The sequence below is a fragment of the Ureibacillus acetophenoni genome (assembly GCF_900220965.1).
Taxonomy (GTDB): Bacteria; Bacillota; Bacilli; order Bacillales_A; family Planococcaceae; genus Ureibacillus; species Ureibacillus acetophenoni.
Window position 1 is genome coordinate 30,170 of sequence record NZ_OBQC01000012.1, and the last position, 18,072, is coordinate 48,241.

20 protein-coding genes and 1 other RNA gene are annotated in these 18,072 nt (G+C 34.3%); 5 read left to right on the top strand and 16 right to left on the bottom strand.

Translation table 11 applies throughout. From position 1 onward, the window contains the following. Positions 1-137: 137 nt before the first annotated feature. The 4 genes from CRO45_RS14710 to CRO45_RS14725 all read right to left on the bottom strand — a co-directional run bounded on the left by CRO45_RS14710 (position 138) and on the right by CRO45_RS14725 (position 4,797). Positions 138-2,162: a TRAP transporter permease gene (locus CRO45_RS14710; RefSeq protein ID WP_097150388.1), complete on the bottom strand. Its 2,025-nt coding sequence runs from the start codon at positions 2,160-2,162 to the stop codon at positions 138-140. Continuing rightward, positions 2,152-2,676 carry a DUF1850 domain-containing protein gene (locus CRO45_RS14715; protein ID WP_097150389.1) on the bottom strand — a complete coding sequence of 175 codons (525 nt, stop codon included), beginning with the start codon at positions 2,674-2,676 and terminating at the stop codon, positions 2,152-2,154. The genes CRO45_RS14710 and CRO45_RS14715 overlap by 11 nt, the downstream gene beginning before the upstream one ends. A 145-nt stretch (positions 2,677-2,821) precedes the next feature. After that, positions 2,822-3,844: a TAXI family TRAP transporter solute-binding subunit gene (locus tag CRO45_RS14720; protein WP_097150390.1), complete on the bottom strand. Its 1,023-nt coding sequence runs from the start codon at positions 3,842-3,844 to the stop codon at positions 2,822-2,824. Positions 3,845-4,233: 389 nt separating this feature from the next. Further along, positions 4,234-4,797: a superoxide dismutase family protein gene (locus CRO45_RS14725; protein WP_097150391.1), complete on the bottom strand. Its 564-nt coding sequence runs from the start codon at positions 4,795-4,797 to the stop codon at positions 4,234-4,236. Positions 4,798-4,938: 141 nt separating this feature from the next. On the opposite strand from CRO45_RS14725, the gene CRO45_RS14730 reads away from it, so the two are divergent. Continuing rightward, positions 4,939-5,121 carry a putative motility protein gene (locus CRO45_RS14730; protein ID WP_097150392.1) on the top strand — a complete coding sequence of 61 codons (183 nt, stop codon included), beginning with the start codon at positions 4,939-4,941 and terminating at the stop codon, positions 5,119-5,121. Between the two features lie 51 nt (positions 5,122-5,172). Here the strand turns inward: CRO45_RS14730 and CRO45_RS14735 are convergent, their stop codons facing one another. Beyond that, a complete protein-coding gene (locus CRO45_RS14735; RefSeq protein ID WP_170949502.1) occupies positions 5,173-5,616 on the bottom strand; it encodes a hypothetical protein in 444 nt (147 codons plus the stop codon). A gap of 224 nt (positions 5,617-5,840) precedes the next feature. Between CRO45_RS14735 and CRO45_RS14740 the strand changes: the two genes are divergently transcribed. Together CRO45_RS14740 and ssrS are read left to right on the top strand one after the other, a co-directional pair. Then, positions 5,841-6,482 (top strand): YfbR-like 5'-deoxynucleotidase, encoded by a 642-nt coding sequence (locus tag CRO45_RS14740; RefSeq protein ID WP_170949503.1) that lies wholly within the window; start codon positions 5,841-5,843, stop codon positions 6,480-6,482. A gap of 151 nt (positions 6,483-6,633) precedes the next feature. Beyond that, a non-coding RNA gene (gene ssrS, locus CRO45_RS14745) (6S RNA) lies at positions 6,634-6,827 on the top strand. Positions 6,828-6,898: 71 nt separating this feature from the next. Here ssrS and CRO45_RS14750 read toward each other — a convergent pair. The 9 genes from CRO45_RS14750 to CRO45_RS14790 form a co-directional block, all read right to left on the bottom strand. After that, the gene (locus tag CRO45_RS14750) at positions 6,899-7,549 is read right to left on the bottom strand and encodes a DUF4825 domain-containing protein (protein ID WP_097150394.1); all 651 of its coding nucleotides are present in this window, start codon (positions 7,547-7,549) and stop codon (positions 6,899-6,901) included. Beyond that, complete coding sequence (locus CRO45_RS14755; protein ID WP_235864612.1) at positions 7,521-8,051, bottom strand: sigma-70 family RNA polymerase sigma factor; 531 nt, start codon at positions 8,049-8,051, stop codon at positions 7,521-7,523. Before CRO45_RS14755 ends, CRO45_RS14750 begins: the two co-directional genes overlap by 29 nt. A 150-nt stretch (positions 8,052-8,201) precedes the next feature. Then, entirely contained in the window at positions 8,202-8,903 is a 702-nt protein-coding gene (locus tag CRO45_RS14760; RefSeq protein ID WP_097150395.1) for a Bax inhibitor-1 family protein, read from the bottom strand. Between the two features lie 267 nt (positions 8,904-9,170). Next, the gene (locus CRO45_RS14765; protein WP_097150472.1) at positions 9,171-9,776 is read right to left on the bottom strand and encodes an alpha/beta hydrolase; all 606 of its coding nucleotides are present in this window, start codon (positions 9,774-9,776) and stop codon (positions 9,171-9,173) included. A gap of 22 nt (positions 9,777-9,798) precedes the next feature. Continuing rightward, positions 9,799-10,407 (bottom strand): flavin reductase family protein, encoded by a 609-nt coding sequence (locus tag CRO45_RS14770; protein ID WP_097150396.1) that lies wholly within the window; start codon positions 10,405-10,407, stop codon positions 9,799-9,801. Between the two features lie 15 nt (positions 10,408-10,422). Next, positions 10,423-11,361: a ring-cleaving dioxygenase gene (locus CRO45_RS14775; protein ID WP_097150397.1), complete on the bottom strand. Its 939-nt coding sequence runs from the start codon at positions 11,359-11,361 to the stop codon at positions 10,423-10,425. A gap of 31 nt (positions 11,362-11,392) precedes the next feature. Further along, the gene (locus CRO45_RS14780) at positions 11,393-12,376 is read right to left on the bottom strand and encodes a ring-cleaving dioxygenase (protein WP_097150398.1); all 984 of its coding nucleotides are present in this window, start codon (positions 12,374-12,376) and stop codon (positions 11,393-11,395) included. A 255-nt stretch (positions 12,377-12,631) separates the two neighbouring features. Continuing rightward, a complete protein-coding gene (locus CRO45_RS14785; protein ID WP_097150399.1) occupies positions 12,632-13,159 on the bottom strand; it encodes a YceI family protein in 528 nt (175 codons plus the stop codon). Positions 13,160-13,486: 327 nt separating this feature from the next. Next, positions 13,487-14,488 carry a M23 family metallopeptidase gene (locus CRO45_RS14790; protein ID WP_408057156.1) on the bottom strand — a complete coding sequence of 334 codons (1,002 nt, stop codon included), beginning with the start codon at positions 14,486-14,488 and terminating at the stop codon, positions 13,487-13,489. 196 nt (positions 14,489-14,684) lie between these two features. Between CRO45_RS14790 and CRO45_RS14795 the strand changes: the two genes are divergently transcribed. Further along, the gene (locus CRO45_RS14795) at positions 14,685-15,002 is read left to right on the top strand and encodes a thioredoxin family protein (protein ID WP_097150400.1); all 318 of its coding nucleotides are present in this window, start codon (positions 14,685-14,687) and stop codon (positions 15,000-15,002) included. A gap of 51 nt (positions 15,003-15,053) precedes the next feature. Here the strand turns inward: CRO45_RS14795 and CRO45_RS14800 are convergent, their stop codons facing one another. Then, positions 15,054-16,442, bottom strand: coding sequence for an MATE family efflux transporter (locus tag CRO45_RS14800; RefSeq protein WP_408057157.1), 1,389 nt, complete (start codon positions 16,440-16,442; stop codon positions 15,054-15,056). A gap of 358 nt (positions 16,443-16,800) precedes the next feature. Here CRO45_RS14800 and CRO45_RS14805 point away from each other — a divergent pair, with 358 nt between their 5' ends. Next, positions 16,801-17,427, top strand: a complete 627-nt coding sequence (locus tag CRO45_RS14805; RefSeq protein ID WP_097150402.1) for a DUF1643 domain-containing protein — start codon at positions 16,801-16,803, stop codon at positions 17,425-17,427. 75 nt (positions 17,428-17,502) lie between these two features. On the opposite strand, the gene CRO45_RS14810 is transcribed toward CRO45_RS14805, so the two are convergent. Then, positions 17,503-18,033 carry a DUF2179 domain-containing protein gene (locus CRO45_RS14810; protein ID WP_097150403.1) on the bottom strand — a complete coding sequence of 177 codons (531 nt, stop codon included), beginning with the start codon at positions 18,031-18,033 and terminating at the stop codon, positions 17,503-17,505. Positions 18,034-18,072 lie beyond the last annotated feature (39 nt).

Genomic DNA, 18,072 nt, shown 5'->3' on the forward strand with positions numbered 1-18,072 from the left:
GTCTAAGAAACACCAACAACAAAAACAAATAAATACGAACAGATTTACAGAATCTTAATATCACCTACACAAGTAACAAAAAATAATTAAAAAAAGCTACCTTGAAAGTATTCCTTTCAAGATAGCCTTTGACCAATTTAATTGGCTGGCGTTACATTTGGTGTATTTGGTTTGTTCCCTTTATTTTTCGTCATTAATTGGAAAACAAATAGTAATCCAAATACAACTAATCCGGAAACATCCGAAATTCTTTCTGGATAGATCATGGCAAGCCCAGCTGCAAGTAATATTATACGTTCAACCCAATTAATTTTGCGATACCAGAAGCCGATAACCCCTGCACCTATTGCAATCATACCCAATACCGCTGTAAGTAGTACCCAAACAACTTGCATTATTGTGACATCAATCATTAACAATTCTGGAGAAAATACAACCATATAAGGAATAATGAATGCCGCAATTGCAAGTTTCGCTGAGTTTACACCTGTTTTAATCGGATCGCCTCCGGAAATACCAGATGCAGCAAATGCTGCCAATGCAACTGGTGGTGTAATATCAGCAATAATACCAAAGTAGAACACAAAGAAGTGCGCTGATAATAATACTGTTATAGGAATCAATGCTTGAGACACATCAGGTGCTAATAAAGTGACAATTGCAGGAGCTGCAATTGTAGAAGTAATAACGTAGTTAGCTGTTGTTGGTGAACCCATTCCTAAAACAAGGGATGCAATCATTACAAATACTAACGTTAATAAGATACTTCCACCAGCTAAGTCTACTAATGTATTCGCTAGACTTAAACCTAAACCTGTTTTTACCACAACTCCAACAATGATACCCGCACATGCAGTAGCCGCAACAACACCTAATGCAGTACGTGCACCGTCAACTAAAGCATCAATAAATTCCTTAATACCAAATTTCACATCTCTATTAATAATTCCTACTACGATACATGATAAAATACCATATAACGCTGCGTGAATAACAGGTACTCCAGAAACCATTAATACGATGATTAAAACAATCGGAGTTAGTAGGTAAATCTTTTTAAATACTTCTTTTCGGTTTGGCATATCCTCATCTTTCAAACCTTCGAGACCTAAACGCTTCGCTTCAAAGTGAGTCATGATCCAAATACCTGTAAAATACAAGATTGCTGGAATGATCGCAGCTTTAGCGATATCCCAATAAGTAATTCCACGTCCGATAAACTCGACCATTAGGAAAGCAGCTGCACCCATGATTGGAGGCATTAATTGACCGCCTGTTGAAGCAGCAGCCTCAACACCACCAGCAAATTCCTTTTTGTACCCTAATTTTTTCATCATCGGAATTGTGTAAGAACCCGAAGTTACTACGTTCGCAACAGAACTACCCGAAATTGTTCCTTGCAATGCGGAAGAAAAAATTGCAACCTTTGCAGGTCCACCAGTTAACTTACCTGCTACAGAAACGGCCAAGTCATTAAAATATTGACCTACGCCAGTTTTCACTAAGAAGGCTCCGAATAGTAAAAACGCAAAGATATATGTTGCGGATACACTAATTGGTGTACCTAAAATCCCGTCTGTTGAGTAGTACATCAAGTTTACAATACTCTCTAAAGACTGTCCTCGGTGAGATAGAAAGTCAGGCATCTGTCTACCAAAGAATGCGTACAACAAGAATAGAACTGCAATTATCGCAATCGGTAACCCAACTGCACGTCTCGCTGCTTCAATAACTAAGACAATTACAATTAACCCTATAATAAAGTCTGTTTGATTAATCGTCCCTAAACTTGTCATTAGTCGTTCATAGTTAAACGTCCAATAGAGAGAGGTAATTGTAGCTAATATAGCTAAAATATAATCATAGAATGCTATTTTAGTTTTAGAACCCTTTTTTCGAGCTGGAAATAGTAAAAAGATAAACGTTAATCCAAAACCAAGGTGAATTGAACGTTGAATTACTGCTGTAAATTGACCAAATATAGCAGTATATAATTGGAATAATGAGAATGATAGCAATCCAATGAAAATTACCCACTTCATAATCCCCGTTATTCTACGTACATTAGATTCAGCATCATACTTTTCTAGCAATGCCTGTTGTTGTTCTTCTGTTAACGTCTCAGTATGATCCGTTGCTAGCTGGTTTTCCTTATTTTTCATCTCTTAATAACACTCCTTTCAGTTTGTCATATAAAGAAACAGATTTTACTTCAAAAAGGTAAGAGCTGCCCCTATTTAAAGTTTGTTTAAGATTATATTCATTTCCGTCATAGTGAACATATAAATCATAGTCAACATCCCCTACATAAAGCGTGAAGTTATCTATAATTTTATCATCAAAATATAGTGTATATTTTCCATTTTCATAGGTTAAGGATTGACCTTCTTCTGCATAAGCAGGCATTCCTATGGATACATCCTCATATTCCATAGAATTAAGCTTCAGTTTATTTAAATTAGTAATTTCGTAATTCTCTAAAACATCTGTTCTATGAATAGAGTGTGTAAAACGGAATTGAAAAGATGTTTCTTTGGAAACATTTATGTAAAATAACTGTGGATTATGCATTCTAGTTTCAGTAAAGGAAAAAACCTTAAAGATTGGAATGAATAAAAAAAAAGTAATGACGGCAATAACTAATACAGTAGAAATAAGGAGGGATACTCGTTTCATTTCATCGCCTCATTTTTGATATTAAGCGACTGTCAAGCTTTTTTATGTACAGTCTAGTTGCAAATACGTATCTATGAAGGGTTAAAATTACTATAAAAAAGGGCTTGAAGAACCAGTTGTCTTCAAGCCCTTCGTTACACATTAATTATTGTTCGTCAAAGAATTTTTGTGCACCTGGGTGAACAGGAATTCCAATACCATCTAAAGCTGTTTCCGTTTTAATAAACGCACCTTTAGCGTGGCTGATTTTTTCTGCATTAGCATAAATCGCTTTTGTAATACCATAAGCAACATCTTCTGGAAGATCCGCTGTTGTAGCGATCATAGCTAATACTGAAACTGCTGGTACTTCAGACTCTAAACCATAAGTACCCGCTGGAATTGTATCCACTGCATAATATGGATATTTCGCAATTAATTCTTCTGCTTTATCAGCAGTTACAGGAACAATTACTACATCTGCAGTAGCACCTAAAGCTTCTACAGCAGCTGTTGGATATCCAGCAGTGATGAATGCAGCATCAATTTGACCTGTTTGTAAACCGTCAGTTGATTCACCAAAGTCTAAGTTTTGTGCTTGGATATCATCTTTAATTGATAATCCATGAATTTCAAGCAATTGCTCAGCATTTGCATATGTTCCTGAACCAGGAGCACCTACAGATACTTTTTTACCTTTTAAATCTTCATAAGATTTAATTCCAGAGTTTGCAGTTGTTACTAATTGAACTGTTTCTGGATATAAACCACCGATTGCAACAAGGTTATCCATAGCATCGCCTTCGAACATTAACTCACCATTTTTTGCATAGTAAGCAATGTCAGTTTGGATAAATACGATTTCAGCATCACCTGCTTTTAATGCGTTTACGTTAGCAGCAGAAGCTTGAGATACTTCAGCAGTTGTTTTAATACCAGTTTCATCAGTAATTAAATCAGCAAATGTCCCACCAAGTGCATAGTAAGTACCTTGTGTTCCACCTGTAGCTAAACTTAGAAACTCAATATCAGATGAAGTAGATGTAGATCCACTATCTGTTGAAGTTTCTTCACTATTTGTATTTTCTTTTTCAGTATCCCCTGTAGCAGACTCTCCACCACATGCAGCTAAAACCATAATTAGCATTAAGCTCAATACTGTAAGTAACCAATATTTTGTGTTTTTCATAATAAAACCTCCCCCTCAAACTTGTTACAGTACAGTTTATATTTAACAATTAATTTAGAACTATGTCAATCTTTTTATATTTCGGTTAATAGATTAAAAGTGCATTTTCTAGCTAAATTCGCATGGATTTTAGCATATATTTATTATATATAAATAGTTTTAATTATCAGTTAATTAAACACCCTTAAAAACTATCATTCTATATTAATTAAGTAATATTCCACATTTAACAGTTTATGTATGTTTATTCCATAAAATCCAAAGTTATTTCGCAATAATTTTTAACATAGGTGGAATTGTTATACAACACTATACTAAAAAAATAAAAAAGTAATTCAGTACGCCCATAATTTTAGGGTATAATGAATTACTTTTGATTTAGATTTAATTTACTCAGCTATTGTAATGACTCCACACGCAATACGTGCTCCAGAGTTACCTGCAGGATCTGTTACATAATCATCTGCTTTTTCGTGTAATACAATAGCACTTCCATCGTCATCAAATAATGAATTTGCCATTCCTTTTTCCAATGTAATGTTTTTGGCAACAAATTCGGCAACCACTTCACCATTTTCTGAACTTACATTTGGTAAATCTCCAGCGTGTGGTCCTTCTGGGTTATCAATTCCATGTTTTTTATTCGTCGGATTGAAATGCGCACCAGCTGACTCAAACGTTGGCTGTTCACATTTACCTACAGTATGAATATGGATACCATGTTGACCTTCTGGAACATTTTTTAAATTAAGTGAAATAAGTACTCCGTCTTGACCCTCTGAAAATTTCACATCTCCTACATCATTTCCTTCTGAATCAACCATTTTTGCAGCTGCCTGTAGCGCCTCTTCTGCAACTACTGGTATTGTAGCCTCTGGTTCACTAGTTCCAAAAAAGCTACAGCCACTTAATAAGACTACACAAATTCCTAGAAATAATAGATTTTTCTTCATTACTATCCCTCCTACATGGGAAGTATTACCTTTCACCGTGTAGAGTATTCACTGTTGTCGAAAATTGTTTTTATATCTATAATTTGGATAAATTAATTAATTCGGCCATATTGTCGATATAAATATAAAGGAGGGGTTCAAATGGAACTAAGTTCTTTTATGTCAGCTCAAGTTGCATCTCTACAACAAACATTGAAAATGACTATTTTAGATAAAACCCTAAACTTAGGTGCACAAGGTACAGTAGATTTACTTAAGAGCATGCCTACTCAACCTGTAGCAACACACCCCCACAAAGGTACAGTAATTGATGTATCCGTATGAAGTAAAAATGAGCTTTGAACAATTTCGTCAAAGCTCATTTTAATAATTTGGTTACCAAATGGTCGGCTTTGCCACCATTAACCAAAGCATAATTAATAACAAGAAAATATAAATGATTGTTGATTTGCGTAGTTTCGCTATGAATTTTTCCTTATGGAAATCTGGTGTTCCGAATGTTTTTAAAGTTGGCTTAAAAGCTTTTGCTAAAAAGACAATAGATCCAACCATAATTGCAATCGTCATGACAATCCAGGAAGTAGTCCAAGTCCATGCACTTAATCCGATTAAGATTACACCTGAAAGAACTAATACATGACCTGCATGTTTAACAACTGTAATCGATGTTTGAAAGGCTTGTACAAACCCACCAAGGTTCGCTACATCTGATTTTTCCATTTTAGTAAGGATTGGGATCAATGCAACAAGTGGACCAATCGAAATTACAGCACTTAGCACATGGATATATATAAAAATTGTTAATAACAATTTAGTCACGTCCTTTTACACTTCTAAAATCATTATAACATTTGAAAATTGTACAATTTTTGATAATCCAATGACTGTTTCCCTAAATTTTAACTATTTAAGGTAATTGAAAAATCAAAAGTTTTATTAAGTAGGTATTAAGTAATTGTTAAAAGCCGTAAACTGCATACAATAGGTAAATGAAAAAATGTATTATTCAGTTAGAACACTAATTTCAGTAAAAGAATGAAGGAGTGATTACTATAGGAATCCATAAATTTTTCACAAGTTTAAATGACTTAGAACGGATTTTCCGCGCACCTGGTCGTTTTAAATTTGAAGAACATAATGTTGCAGCCCATTCCTGGAAAGTATCTCAATATGCAATGTTTTTTGGCACTTTAGAAGAAATGAACGGTGCAAAGGTTGATTGGAAGGCACTTTATGAAAAAACGATCAATCACGATTTTGCTGAGGTGTTTATCGGAGATATTAAAACTCCTGTAAAACATGCAAGTGTTGAACTAAAACAAATGATTGCACATGTAGAAGAAAAAATGATGGAGAAGTTTATTATGGAGGAAATCCCATCAGAGTTTCAGGAAATTTTCCTTGAGCGAATGAAAGAAGGTAAAGATGCCACTTTAGAAGGTCGCCTACTAGAGTTTTCTGACAAACTTGATCAGTTTTACGAATCATTTGCGGAATTAAAAAGAGGGAACACCGATAAGGAATTTTTAATTATGTATCAACATGCATTAACGAAGCTTTTACAAATGCCCCTTCCTGTCAGTGTACAATACTTCCGTACAGAAATATTAAAGGATGTTATGCAAGAAGATACACAAATTAACATCGTTGACTTAACAAATGAAGTACTAAACAAAACCAAGTAAAGTTTTCCGATATCCGTATTGGAAAACTTTTTTATTTATAAATATTGGTTTTTTATAGGAATAAAAAATATTACTTTTCAGTATTAAATGATTGACTTTTTTCTTTAAAGGTACTTACTTGCACATCTAATTATTATCATTTAATATAACATTAAAGCTGCGTTGTTCGTACTAATAATAAGTTTTAACCTTTGAACTGTAATAGGGAGTTTTAATTGAAGTTGGAATGGCGAGCGTCACACTGCGGTGAATGACGATATACAGGAAAGCTTCTGCGAACACCCACTTTGAGGAGTGGTGGTTTAAAACTTTTTATTAAACAAAATACGGCAAGGCGGCTTTGCCATACATAATGTATCGCAAGGCTCATGAGCACCTTTACTTAAATCGTAAAGGTGCTTTTTTATTGTAGCCATCTATTCAATTGGGGCAGCTGTAATTAATTGTTGAATAAATTTTTTTGATGATTCGCTTTTTAACAAGTCTGAAATAACGGAGCGCAATTCATTTTCATCTTCAATGGAATAATAATCTACATTAAATGTTAACTCTACATCAGATTTTGTAATCATATACACTTGATCTTTATATTCAAACTCGACAAATTCAATATTCCGAATAAGTGTAAATAAATATGAGGCAGTTGTGAAAATGGTTTCGTAATCTTTAGATGGAACCATTGTAGTTTCCATAAAAGTACGGACTCCAAATGGCTCATTCGAAGTAAAAAGTTGAATCCCTTTAGCTTTTCGATTCTCTAAAGAATATGAAATAATTTTGCCTACTGATAAGTGATCACCAATATATGCCCCTTTATAATCGAAAATTTCTGATTGTGACATTTGAGTTTCTACTGGATCACTTCCCTGACTTACATTTAACGGCTGATCCACTATGTATGGAAGGAATACCATAGCCGCAATAAGCACAACTGACAACGAGACAATGATTGGTTTTAGGGTATATCGTTTAAATGTTTTTCTGTTTTTGTTCAAAGTGAACTCACTTTCATGTAAATTTTCATTTTTATAGATGAAATCAAGGCTGCTCTTTATATCGTTCTGCATTTAGATTCACTCCTTTTACATCCAATACTTGTCTTATCTGTTCTCTTGCACGTTTCAATCGAGTCTTTACCGTATTTTCTGAGACTTCCAATACGTCTGCAATTTCATGTATCTTTAACTCTTCGTAATAATACAAAACTAACACTTCTCGATACTTCGGTTTTAGATTCAATACTTGATTACCTAATTGGGCCCGCTCGTCCCTTTTCAATAATTGTTGTTCTAAGGACTCACTACCAAAAAGTTGATGGATAAAGGTTGTAATAGACTTTTGTCGGAAATTCCAACTTCTTAAATAATCGTAACTTCGATTTATCGTCATTTTCATTAAATAAGTTTTATAGGAAGAATCACCACGAAATCGATTTTTATTTTCTATAGCTTTCACACACACATCTTGCACGATATCTTCAGCCATTTCCTTATTTTTCACATAAGTAAATGCTAGTTTAATTAGCGTTAAATAATGTAGTCGTAACTCCTGCTCTATATCTATACTCACTTAACGCCCTCCTTTGCAATTTTTAAATAGACGGACAGCCAATTAAAATAGTTTCAAAAATTTACTTAGAAATAATATTTCTTAATATTTATGTCGTTTTTCTATTTGCACAAAAAAACTGGCCAACTAATTAGCCAGTGTTTCAATATATTATTTACTAAAAGCAGATAACAAATCTAATAAATACAAGAACAAATTAATAATATCTAGATAAATATTAATAGCAATATTCATGGCTTCGTGCCAATTATTATCCGCTCTTGTAATTCGATTAAAGTCAAAAATTAAATAGAGAGTAAATAAAGCTACTCCAAAGATTGTAATAAGCTTTCTCATCGTTCCCTTAATATTTATAAATATCCGAATTACATTAATCACCACTAAAATAATGAGAGCAATGAGTAAAAATTTGCCCAAAAACGAAAAATCAATACCGGAATATAATCCAATTAGAGCAGTAATAAAGGTAACGGATGCCGTAATTGCGAGTACCTTTGTTCCTAAGTTTTCATCTACCGATATAAGTGCAAGGGCTACTTGAAATCCTGTTAATATGGACCAAATTGTAAATAAGATCATCGCAAAACCTAATTGATGTTGAATAAATAATAACACGATAAATACTACAATATTTAAGATAAACAACATCCAAAAGTATTTCGAGATCGCCCTAAAGTCAATATGTAAATCCACTTTTCCCTTTTCAATATACGTAGCACTTATCCAATGGACTTTTTTCACATTATACAAATATCGGATATATTGGATTAAACCTACGCAAGCAACCGTTGTCACGATTAATTGGATTGATAAAATGAAAAACACCTTTGAAAATAGTGTCTCAAATAGCATTCATTCACTCCTCTTTAAATCTCGTAATGAATTATTAGATATATGTATTGAATAGTACAATTTCAAACTAGACGGAATCGGGATACGACATATTAATAATTAAGTGCAAATGCACATAATTCTGGATAAGTCGTATGTCATTATTGGGTATTGGACACAAAAACAAATTAAAAACTTCCATATGTATTTTATATTGTGTAATCACGAAAATGATGACAAGTAAAAAGGAATACCCCATAGATATGGACGTATTCCTTTAGTTACTTATTAAAATTTACTTTCATACCAAGCTTTTGCTGCTTGCACTTCACTCATCGTTAATTGGTGGCCACGATTTTCCCACTGAATTTCTACAGATGCCCCTGCACCTTCTAGTAATTCTTTTAGTTCTACAGATTCTTGTTGTGGGCAAATTGGATCGTTTACACCTGCTGCGATAAATACGTTTTTACCATCTAAATTAGGCAACTCGATTCCTCGTCTTGGTACCATTGGGTGATGAAGAATCGCACCTTTTAAAGCATCAGCATAATGGAATAGCAAACTTGCTGCGATATTTGCACCGTTTGAATAACCAATTGCTACCATATTATTACGGTCAAATTGATATTCCTTCGCTGCATTATCTAAAAACTGATTTAATTCCTCTGTGCGGAAAATTAAATCTTCGATATCAAATACGCCCTCAGCCAGACGTTTGAAAAATCTTGGCATGCCGTTTTCTAAAACATTTCCTCTTACACTTAGTACTGAAGCAGTAGGATCTACAATGTCAGCTAAAGGTAATAAGTCATTTTCATTCCCACCAGTTCCGTGTAATAGTAATAGAACTGGCTTATTTTTATCTGTTCCTTCTTTAAATATATGTTGCACTTCGTCTCGCTCCCTTTCATCCCTATTCAGGTCTTTCAATTGAAAATAATTCACCTATTTTTGCGTATTCTGCACCAGCTAAACGACTAACTGCGTTTAGAGCTTCTGCATTTATTCGACCGTTTTCCTCATAAACCGCTTCATCTAAATGAAACTGAACAACTTCACCTATTATTAAATCACACACAGGGTCCTCGTCACCTAAAGCTATGACTTTAACAAGTTTACATTCCATACGAACCTTAGATTCCTTTACTCCCGGAACGCTAACTTTTTCACTTTTCACTTGAGTTAACTTCGCTAATTCTAGTTCACTTTGATTATATGGAAGGGTAGCTGCAGTTTCATTGATTTTTTCAACGTTATCACGATCTACAATATGAACGACGAATTCATTTGTTTGATAGATATTTTTTGCAGTATCTTTTAATTCTCCATTTACTCTTTGAACCGATAAAGAAATCATCGGTGGGTTCGGTGCTACTATGTTGAAATAGCTAAATGGTGCACCGTTTACAACGTTTTCCTTAGATATCGTTGTAACAAAAGCAATTGGACGTGGTATGACTGTACCTTTTAAAATTTTAAAAACATCGTACTCGCTAATTTCCTTCGGATTGATGGATAACATTATTGTTCTCTCCCTTTAATCAAGCCGGCGTACTTCGATTGGAATTAAAGCCATCTCCAGCTGATCACGTAAATGTTCATACTGTGATGGTAACATTAATTGTTGACCCATAGTATCATGAGATTCGTCATGAGCAAATCCTGGTGGATCTGTTGCGATTTCAAATAGTATTTCACCATGTTCACGGAAGTAGATCGCATTGAAATAATTACGGTCTTTTACATTGGTTACGTGCATTCCAAGATTATGAGCATGTTGTTGCCACTCTAGATGATCTTCGTTATCTTTTGCACGCCATGCGATATGGTGAACTGTACCAACACCCATTGTTCCTCTTTCGCCAGGTGTCATCTTCAAGTCGATAATATTACCAATATCACCAGACGCTTTAAAACGTGTATAGTCACCTTCTGTACCGACAACTTCAAGCCCCATAACATCAACTAACGCTTTTGTTGTTTCCTCTGGTCGACTGGAGAAAAGAACTGCTCCACCAAATCCTTTAATAGCAACCTCTTTCTTTACATCGCCAAACTCCCAAGGGTTTAACTCCCCTTCTTCACGTTCAACAATTTCTAAATGAAGTCCGTGTGGATCATCGAATTGTAAAGATGTTTCACCAAAACGTTCAATTACTTCATATTCCACATCAAATTTTTCTAATCGTTTCTTCCAGAAATCAAGTGATCCAACCGGAATAGCATAAGAAGTAATACCTACTTGTCCGTCGCCTATACGTCCACGATATGCATTCGGCCAAGGGAAAAATGTAATGATTGAACCAGGTTTGCCACCTTCAGTTCCAAAATATAAATGATATGTTCCCGGATCATCGAAGTTAATCGTTTTTTTCACTAATCGTAATCCTAATACGCCTGCATAAAAATCAACATTCTCTTGTGGGTGTCCAACAATGGCAGTAATATGGTGAATCCCAGCTGTATGTTTTTCCATGTTATTCCCTCCAAATTATTACGAATTCGGTTTATTCGTATTCTTTTTCAAACACTTTCGTGCTGCGAACTGTATCGAAGTGTCTTACTAATTTTTCAATTTCTTCACGATTTGGTTCAAAGAAAGGTGGTAACGATAATTTTTCACCTAATGTTTCGTAAGGTTCATCACCCATGAATCCTGGGCCATCAGTTGCAAGTTCGAATAAGATTTGCGGTGCTACATTTGAATATAGTGAACCAAAGTAGTATCTTTCCACATAGCCTGAGTTTGGTAACCGGAAGCTTGCTAAACGTTGTTGCCATTCTTCTAATTCTGCACGGTCTTCCACTCGGAATGCCGTATGGTGAACTGTACCGTAACCTTGTCTAGCTTGAGGAAGTACCGTATTATACTCAACGATTACTTGTGCTCCGTTTCCTCCTTCACCCATTTCAAATAAGTAAAATGAACCTTCTTGAGCAACTTCTCTCATTTCAAATACTTTTGTAAGTACTTCTTTAAAATAGTCTAAGTAAGATGTACGAATGAAGATTGGTCCTAGTCCTGTAATAGCGAACTCAGTTGGGATTGGTCCTTTCTCCCAAGGGATACCTGCTGCTACGCCAACATTCTTTTCATCTGAAATTAGTTGATATTGTTGATCATCAAAGTCTGCAAACGGTAATACTTTTTTACCGAACTGTTCTTTAATTCCTGAATTTTTTACACCAAGACGGTTAAAACGTTTTAACCAATATTCTAATGCTGCATCATCCGGTACACGGAAAGATGTTCTAGAAATTTCATTTGTCCCGTGAATTCCTTTAGGGATACCAGGGAAATCAAAGAATGTCATGTCTGTTCCCGGACTACCAACATCATCTGTAAAATATAAATGGTACGTTTGGATATCATCTTGATTTACTGTTTTCTTTACAAGACGAAGACCTAGTGTATAAGTAAAAAATTCATATATTTTCTCTGCACTACTTGTGATTGCAGTTACGTGGTGTAAACCTTTTAATTCGTTCATTATTAATTCCTCCAAATTAGTTATTGTCTCGAATTCGAGATATATACTCAAAAAATAAAGATAGTAAGACTATCCATAGTATTGTTTTATTTAACGTAAATTATGAAATTCATTCAACTTCGAATATCTTCAATTCGAGATAATAATATCACGGAATTTTCATCATGTCAATAAAATAAGCGATGCACAATCAAACTGTGCACCGCTTTTAAATTGTAGCAAATTGTCAGAATTGTTTGTGTACCAGGTACATAATTATGCTGCTGGGTTTACTTCTAGTTCAACTTTGATTTTAATATCTTTACCAACAAGAACTCCACCAGTTTCAAGAGCAGCGTTCCAAGTTAAACCGAAATCTTCACGGTTGATTTTTGCTTCAGCTTCAAAACCATAAACTTCTACGCCCCAAGGGTTTTTACCTTTACCTCCAAATTCAACTTCAAAAGTTACAGGTTTTGTTACATCTTTAATTGTTAAATCGCCTGTTACTTTGTAGTCGTCTCCATCTTTAGTGATGTTAGTTGATTTGAAAGTAATATTTGGATATTTTTCAATATCAAAGAAGTCAGCTGATTTTAAGTGATTGTCGCGATCTTCGCTACGAGTGTTGATAGACCCTACGTCAAAAGTAAATGCGATTTGTGCAGTTGTTAAATCTTCTAAGTTTTCAGCTTCTACATCTGCAGTATAAGCATCGAATTGACCTTTCACTTTTGATACCATCATATGTTTTACTTCAAAGCCCACTTGTGAGTGTGATTGATCCACTGTAAATTTTGCCATTTTAACATTCCCCCATAAGTTTTATTTTTTAATCTCGAATTCGAGATATTTACTAAAAAATTTTGAAAGCAGTAAAACTACTTTCGTTTGAATTTACAAAAATAATACAGATTCTGTACATTCAATTTACAATTAGTTCGAAGTACAGTATCTTTAATTCGAGATAAATTTAACATACATTAAACCACTTTGTCAATATCCTTTATGAAAATTTATCTAAATTATTCAATAACACCCATAAAATAGTGGGATATTAAACAAAACAACATGTTTTCAAAAATAAAAAGACTGTTCCAAGTCCGACGGAACAGCCTAATAATACAGTGGTTACTTTTTCTTCTTTCTTGTTTCTTTTTCCCATTGGGTTAACGATGGATATGGGTCAAACGCCCACTCAGTGCGCCCATTAAATTTATACATACCGTAATGTAAATGTGGTGGGAATTTTCCAGAAGTACCTTCTTTACCGTAACCTGTACTTCCTACCCCTCCGATAAGTGTTCCTGGTTCAACAATGTCTCCCACTTTAAGATCCTTGTTGAAATACGCTAAATGTGCATAGTAATGGTAAGTATTATGATTATCGCGGATTCCTATTCGCCATCCACCAAACTCATTCCACCCCATTACCTCAACAACTCCATATGATGTTGAAACTACAGGCGTGCCATAACCTGCAAATATATCTGTACCTTCATGTATACGTCTTCCGCCCCAACCCCTGCTTGCCCCCCAAGTACCGCGGTAACTATAGTTGAATCCACGTACTGGAACCGGGAAAACATGAGTATCTAAATCGATTGTATCGTAGTGTTTATAAAGCTTTGCAATGGTTATAATTTGATTAACTACTTTCTCATTTTTGTAATATTCCCATAAGGCAAGTTTGAAATCATCTTCACTTGGTCCATACTGGCTTAGATATTGTTTCATCGTAAACATAACGTCATCATCGTTTTTCAAGTCCGCTTTACCGTCGCCATCACCATCTAGACCACTTCCACCAAAATACTGAATAGTCGCTAGGGATGTATCATTTAAATCCGGATTAAATGCACCTGCCCAGTATTCTTGTGAAAATTGCAAAGCAATAACACCTTCTCTTTTTGGGATATCTTTTCGAACCGCTTGAATATTCCGCTCATATTGGTCAATAGCCGCTAGATGATGCCACGGAACAAACGGATCATTATATTTTACATAGTAATCCATACGCTGACTAAGTATTTCTTCCCTGGAAGGTTGTTGTGCATTTGCAGCTACTTCTATTGTGAAAATCATACTCCACAACATCGTAAAGACGATTACGGGAATAAAAATTCGATTCAAAACGTAACCTCCTTTCGCTCTAATTTAGAATAACCGAATTTTAATAAACCATGTGTAGCGTTACATATTGGAAATGAAATTGGTGAAGCTAATATTAGTTGAATTATTTTTGCTTAAAATTCGGACAAGCTTTTTTCATCATTTCTTTTATGTTAGGATGTATTAAATGGAAGTTACATAGAATGGAGGAATTGCTGTGGAAATTTTACAATCAGTAGAACAATTTGAACAATATAAAAAAGAAGAACGTGTCGTATTTATGTTCTCTGCCGATTGGTGTGGAGATTGCCGTTTTATCGACCCTGTATTACCATCAATTGAAGCAGATTATCCTGAATTTACCTTTGTGAAAATTGACAGAGACCAGTTTATTGATTTATGTGCTGAGTTAGATGTATATGGTATCCCAAGTTTTGTTGCTTATGACCAAGGAAATGAAACAGGTCGTTTCGTAAGTAAAGATCGTAAAACGAAAGAAGAGATTGAAGCATTTCTTGATGGACTAGCTAAATAAATTTTCCCATTAAAAAAATCCTCACCACTTCATTGTTGGTGAGGATTCTATTTATTTACTAGCTGTTGGAACAAGAGCTGTAATCGTCTTTTTCTTCCAAACAAATCGATAATAACAATATTGTATTATTAAATTTATACCAAACGAAATTGGATATGCAAGCCAAATTCCGTTAATACCAAGTGGTGTAAATTTTGATAAAAGGAATGCTGCAGGAACTTCAATGAGCCAAATCGTTGCAATTAAAATCACAGTTGGCCAAAATACCGTACCGGTTGCACGCATTGTCGCAGAAATTGCTTGAACATGAGCTAACAATAAATAACTCCAGAATGATATATAGATTAGTCCTTTCGCCATTGAAATTGTTTCAGGACTTGTTAAGAACACTCTTAGGATAGGCTCTGCAAACAAGTAAACAAGAATTACTAAGATACCACCAAACGCGTAGCTTAACTTTAAACCTAAAGCTGTAATTCTTTTTAAATCTTCCTGTCTACCTGCTCCAATTGCTTGTGCGACAAATACTGAAATCGCAATAGCTACTGACATTCCTGGGATTTGAACGTAACTTGCAATTTGGTTTACAATCCCGTATGACGCAGTTGCAGTTGACCCATAACTATTAACGAAGAAAATAACCGCAATCCCTGCCAAAGAAATTGCAACCATACTAATACTTGAAGGAATGGCAAGTTTAAGTAAACTCTTCACCAGGTCCCCTTTAATTTTAATATTTTTAATCGTTTCTTTGTCTAATTTAATGACGTGATCCTTTTTGTGCAAATAAAGAAGGAGCCATATAAATGTAATTAAGAAGGATAGAACATTTGCATAGGCAGCACCGTTCAAACCAAATGCAGGAAGTCCAAGCCAACCAAACATAAATACTGGTAAAAATGCGATATTTAAAACAATACTTATAATTAAGAAGATTAATGGTGTCTTAGAATCACCTGAGCCACGAATGAAAGTTGTATAACACATATATAAAAACATAACAGGTAAAGTTACAAATAAAATTTGAGCATAGCTAGCACTTTCTTCTAAAATATTTTCAGGTGTACCCATCAACTTCAAAATACCTTCTGAAAAAAGACCTCCAACTAAGGCAACTACAACAGAAATAATTAAAGTGACCGCAATTGTCACACCTACAATTTCTTTTAACTTTTCAATATTCTTTGCTCCGAAAGCCTGACCGATTAAGATTGAACTTCCCGACCCCACGCCAATAGCAAAAGATACTAATAAGAAGAATAATGGAAAGAAAGCCGCAATTGCTGCTAAGGCATCTTCACCTAATGTTTGACCTACGACAATTGTTGAAACAATTTGTCCCGCCGATTGCAAAACACTAGAAAGTGCAACTGGGATTAAAAAGAAAATCATTGATTTAGTTAAAGACATTTGATCATTTAGCATATCGTTTTTCTCCATCTTTTTATATTAAATTAAACATTTTTAATGATTTAAGCACTTTTCACCTACTTAAAACTGATTTATCTACAAATCCATATAATACTAGATATCATCTAAGAAATACATAAATTTATTGCATTTTTATCAAAAAATGTTAATTATGAATTGTCTAATATTAATTACCTATTAAATTGTGTACATTTTTCTCATTCGATGAGGAAAGATACAAGTTCACTGATATTATACGGAACTTACCTACAGCAATAGACTAACTGTTATTTAGAGTGTAATTAAAAAAGCATCTTAACTGAACTAATATTTCCCAAACCAGTGGAATAAATATATACGACAACACAGATAAATTGGGGGTAATTGGTTGGGAAGTGTTAAAGCAATCGCGACGTTTCAATTAGTAGGCGACGAAGTTTACAGAACAAACACATTTCTTCAGTTCGGTTCAGAAAGAAAGTCCCTAGGTGCAGTTGTCATGCTAAATCCTGGTTCCTCAGAGTTACAAGGAGAAGCAAGAAAGAAGCTATTTATGAATGGCTCTCATACAGATGAAACATCCATCGATGAAACGATGCGACAGCTCATTCAATTTATGAAAAAAACCCATACTAGTTTGGATGGAAGGCTACACATATACAACTTGTTTTATGTAAAGAAAACAAAAAGTCGAGATGCCATTGAACTTTTTGAACATCTAAAAATATCAGGCAAATACCCTACAATCATTCCACCTAATTTATATGAAATGCAACAACATCCTTGGATACTGATTGGTTGGGGTGTAGATAAGAAAAATAGTTGGACGTACTTTGAGCAAGAAAAGGAAAAATGGCTCGAATTAATTAAAGATTCCGAAGTACCTTATTTCGGTGTTTTATCTAAGAATAATGAATATTATCATCCCTGTCCGAATGGACCCGATAAATCGTTACGTTTACAACAATTAGTAAGCGCCTACAATCTCAAATTTAAACAAGGTATACAGGTATAAAAGAAAAGGAGTGTCCTGAAAGGAAATCTTTCAAGACACTCTCTTTATAATCTCTAGTAATAATTATCTTTTGAATCATTGAGTATTTTTTTTATTTTTCTTCATTCGATCTAGCATAAATCCACCCTTAAATGATTTCGGCTCATATGAGATGATAAATGCCTTCGGTTCAATAAATTCTACCAATTGGAACAATTCCTTTTCACGATTACGTTTTGCTAAAATTTCATACTTATATCGTTCACTATCTCTACCTTCTCCAACATAAGTTGTTAAAGCAAATCCATGCGCTCGAATTGTATCGATTAATTCTTGGTTTTTATTTTGTGTATTAATGGTAATATACACGAATCCAATGGCCAATTTATTTTCAATTCTTGTTCCTAAAAATATCCCTAAACCAAATCCCACAGCATATACAATCATTGCTAATAAGCTTTGATCACCACCGAATACTAGCGAAAGACCAAATACATAAATTAGCATCTCTAGAATGCCTATCAAAGCTGCTAAAAACGTAATATTTTTAACTAAGAAGATTGTACGAAGAGTTAATAATGGTACATAAACTAATTGCAACAATAATATTAATAAGATGTTATACATTGAATAGCCTCGCTAAAAATTTAATTTACTATAGTTAAT

Excerpts from the sequence above, each read along its gene's own strand:
- CRO45_RS14710 (WP_097150388.1), bottom strand. The coding sequence starts at position 2,162 with ATGAAAAATAAGGAAAACCAGCTAGCAACGGATCATACTGAGACGTTA.
- CRO45_RS14715 (WP_097150389.1), bottom strand. The coding sequence starts at position 2,676 with ATGAAACGAGTATCCCTCCTTATTTCTACTGTATTAGTTATTGCCGTC.
- CRO45_RS14720 (WP_097150390.1), bottom strand. The coding sequence starts at position 3,844 with ATGAAAAACACAAAATATTGGTTACTTACAGTATTGAGCTTAATGCTA.
- CRO45_RS14725 (WP_097150391.1), bottom strand. The coding sequence starts at position 4,797 with ATGAAGAAAAATCTATTATTTCTAGGAATTTGTGTAGTCTTATTAAGT.
- CRO45_RS14730 (WP_097150392.1), top strand. The coding sequence starts at position 4,939 with ATGGAACTAAGTTCTTTTATGTCAGCTCAAGTTGCATCTCTACAACAA.
- CRO45_RS14750 (WP_097150394.1), bottom strand. The coding sequence starts at position 7,549 with ATGCAGAACGATATAAAGAGCAGCCTTGATTTCATCTATAAAAATGAA.
- CRO45_RS14760 (WP_097150395.1), bottom strand. The coding sequence starts at position 8,903 with ATGCTATTTGAGACACTATTTTCAAAGGTGTTTTTCATTTTATCAATC.
- CRO45_RS14770 (WP_097150396.1), bottom strand. The coding sequence starts at position 10,407 with ATGTTATCCATCAATCCGAAGGAAATTAGCGAGTACGATGTTTTTAAA.
- CRO45_RS14775 (WP_097150397.1), bottom strand. The coding sequence starts at position 11,361 with ATGGAAAAACATACAGCTGGGATTCACCATATTACTGCCATTGTTGGA.
- CRO45_RS14780 (WP_097150398.1), bottom strand. The coding sequence starts at position 12,376 with ATGAACGAATTAAAAGGTTTACACCACGTAACTGCAATCACAAGTAGT.
- CRO45_RS14785 (WP_097150399.1), bottom strand. The coding sequence starts at position 13,159 with ATGGCAAAATTTACAGTGGATCAATCACACTCACAAGTGGGCTTTGAA.
- CRO45_RS14800 (WP_408057157.1), bottom strand. The coding sequence starts at position 16,442 with ATGGAGAAAAACGATATGCTAAATGATCAAATGTCTTTAACTAAATCA.
- CRO45_RS14810 (WP_097150403.1), bottom strand. The coding sequence starts at position 18,033 with ATGTATAACATCTTATTAATATTATTGTTGCAATTAGTTTATGTACCA.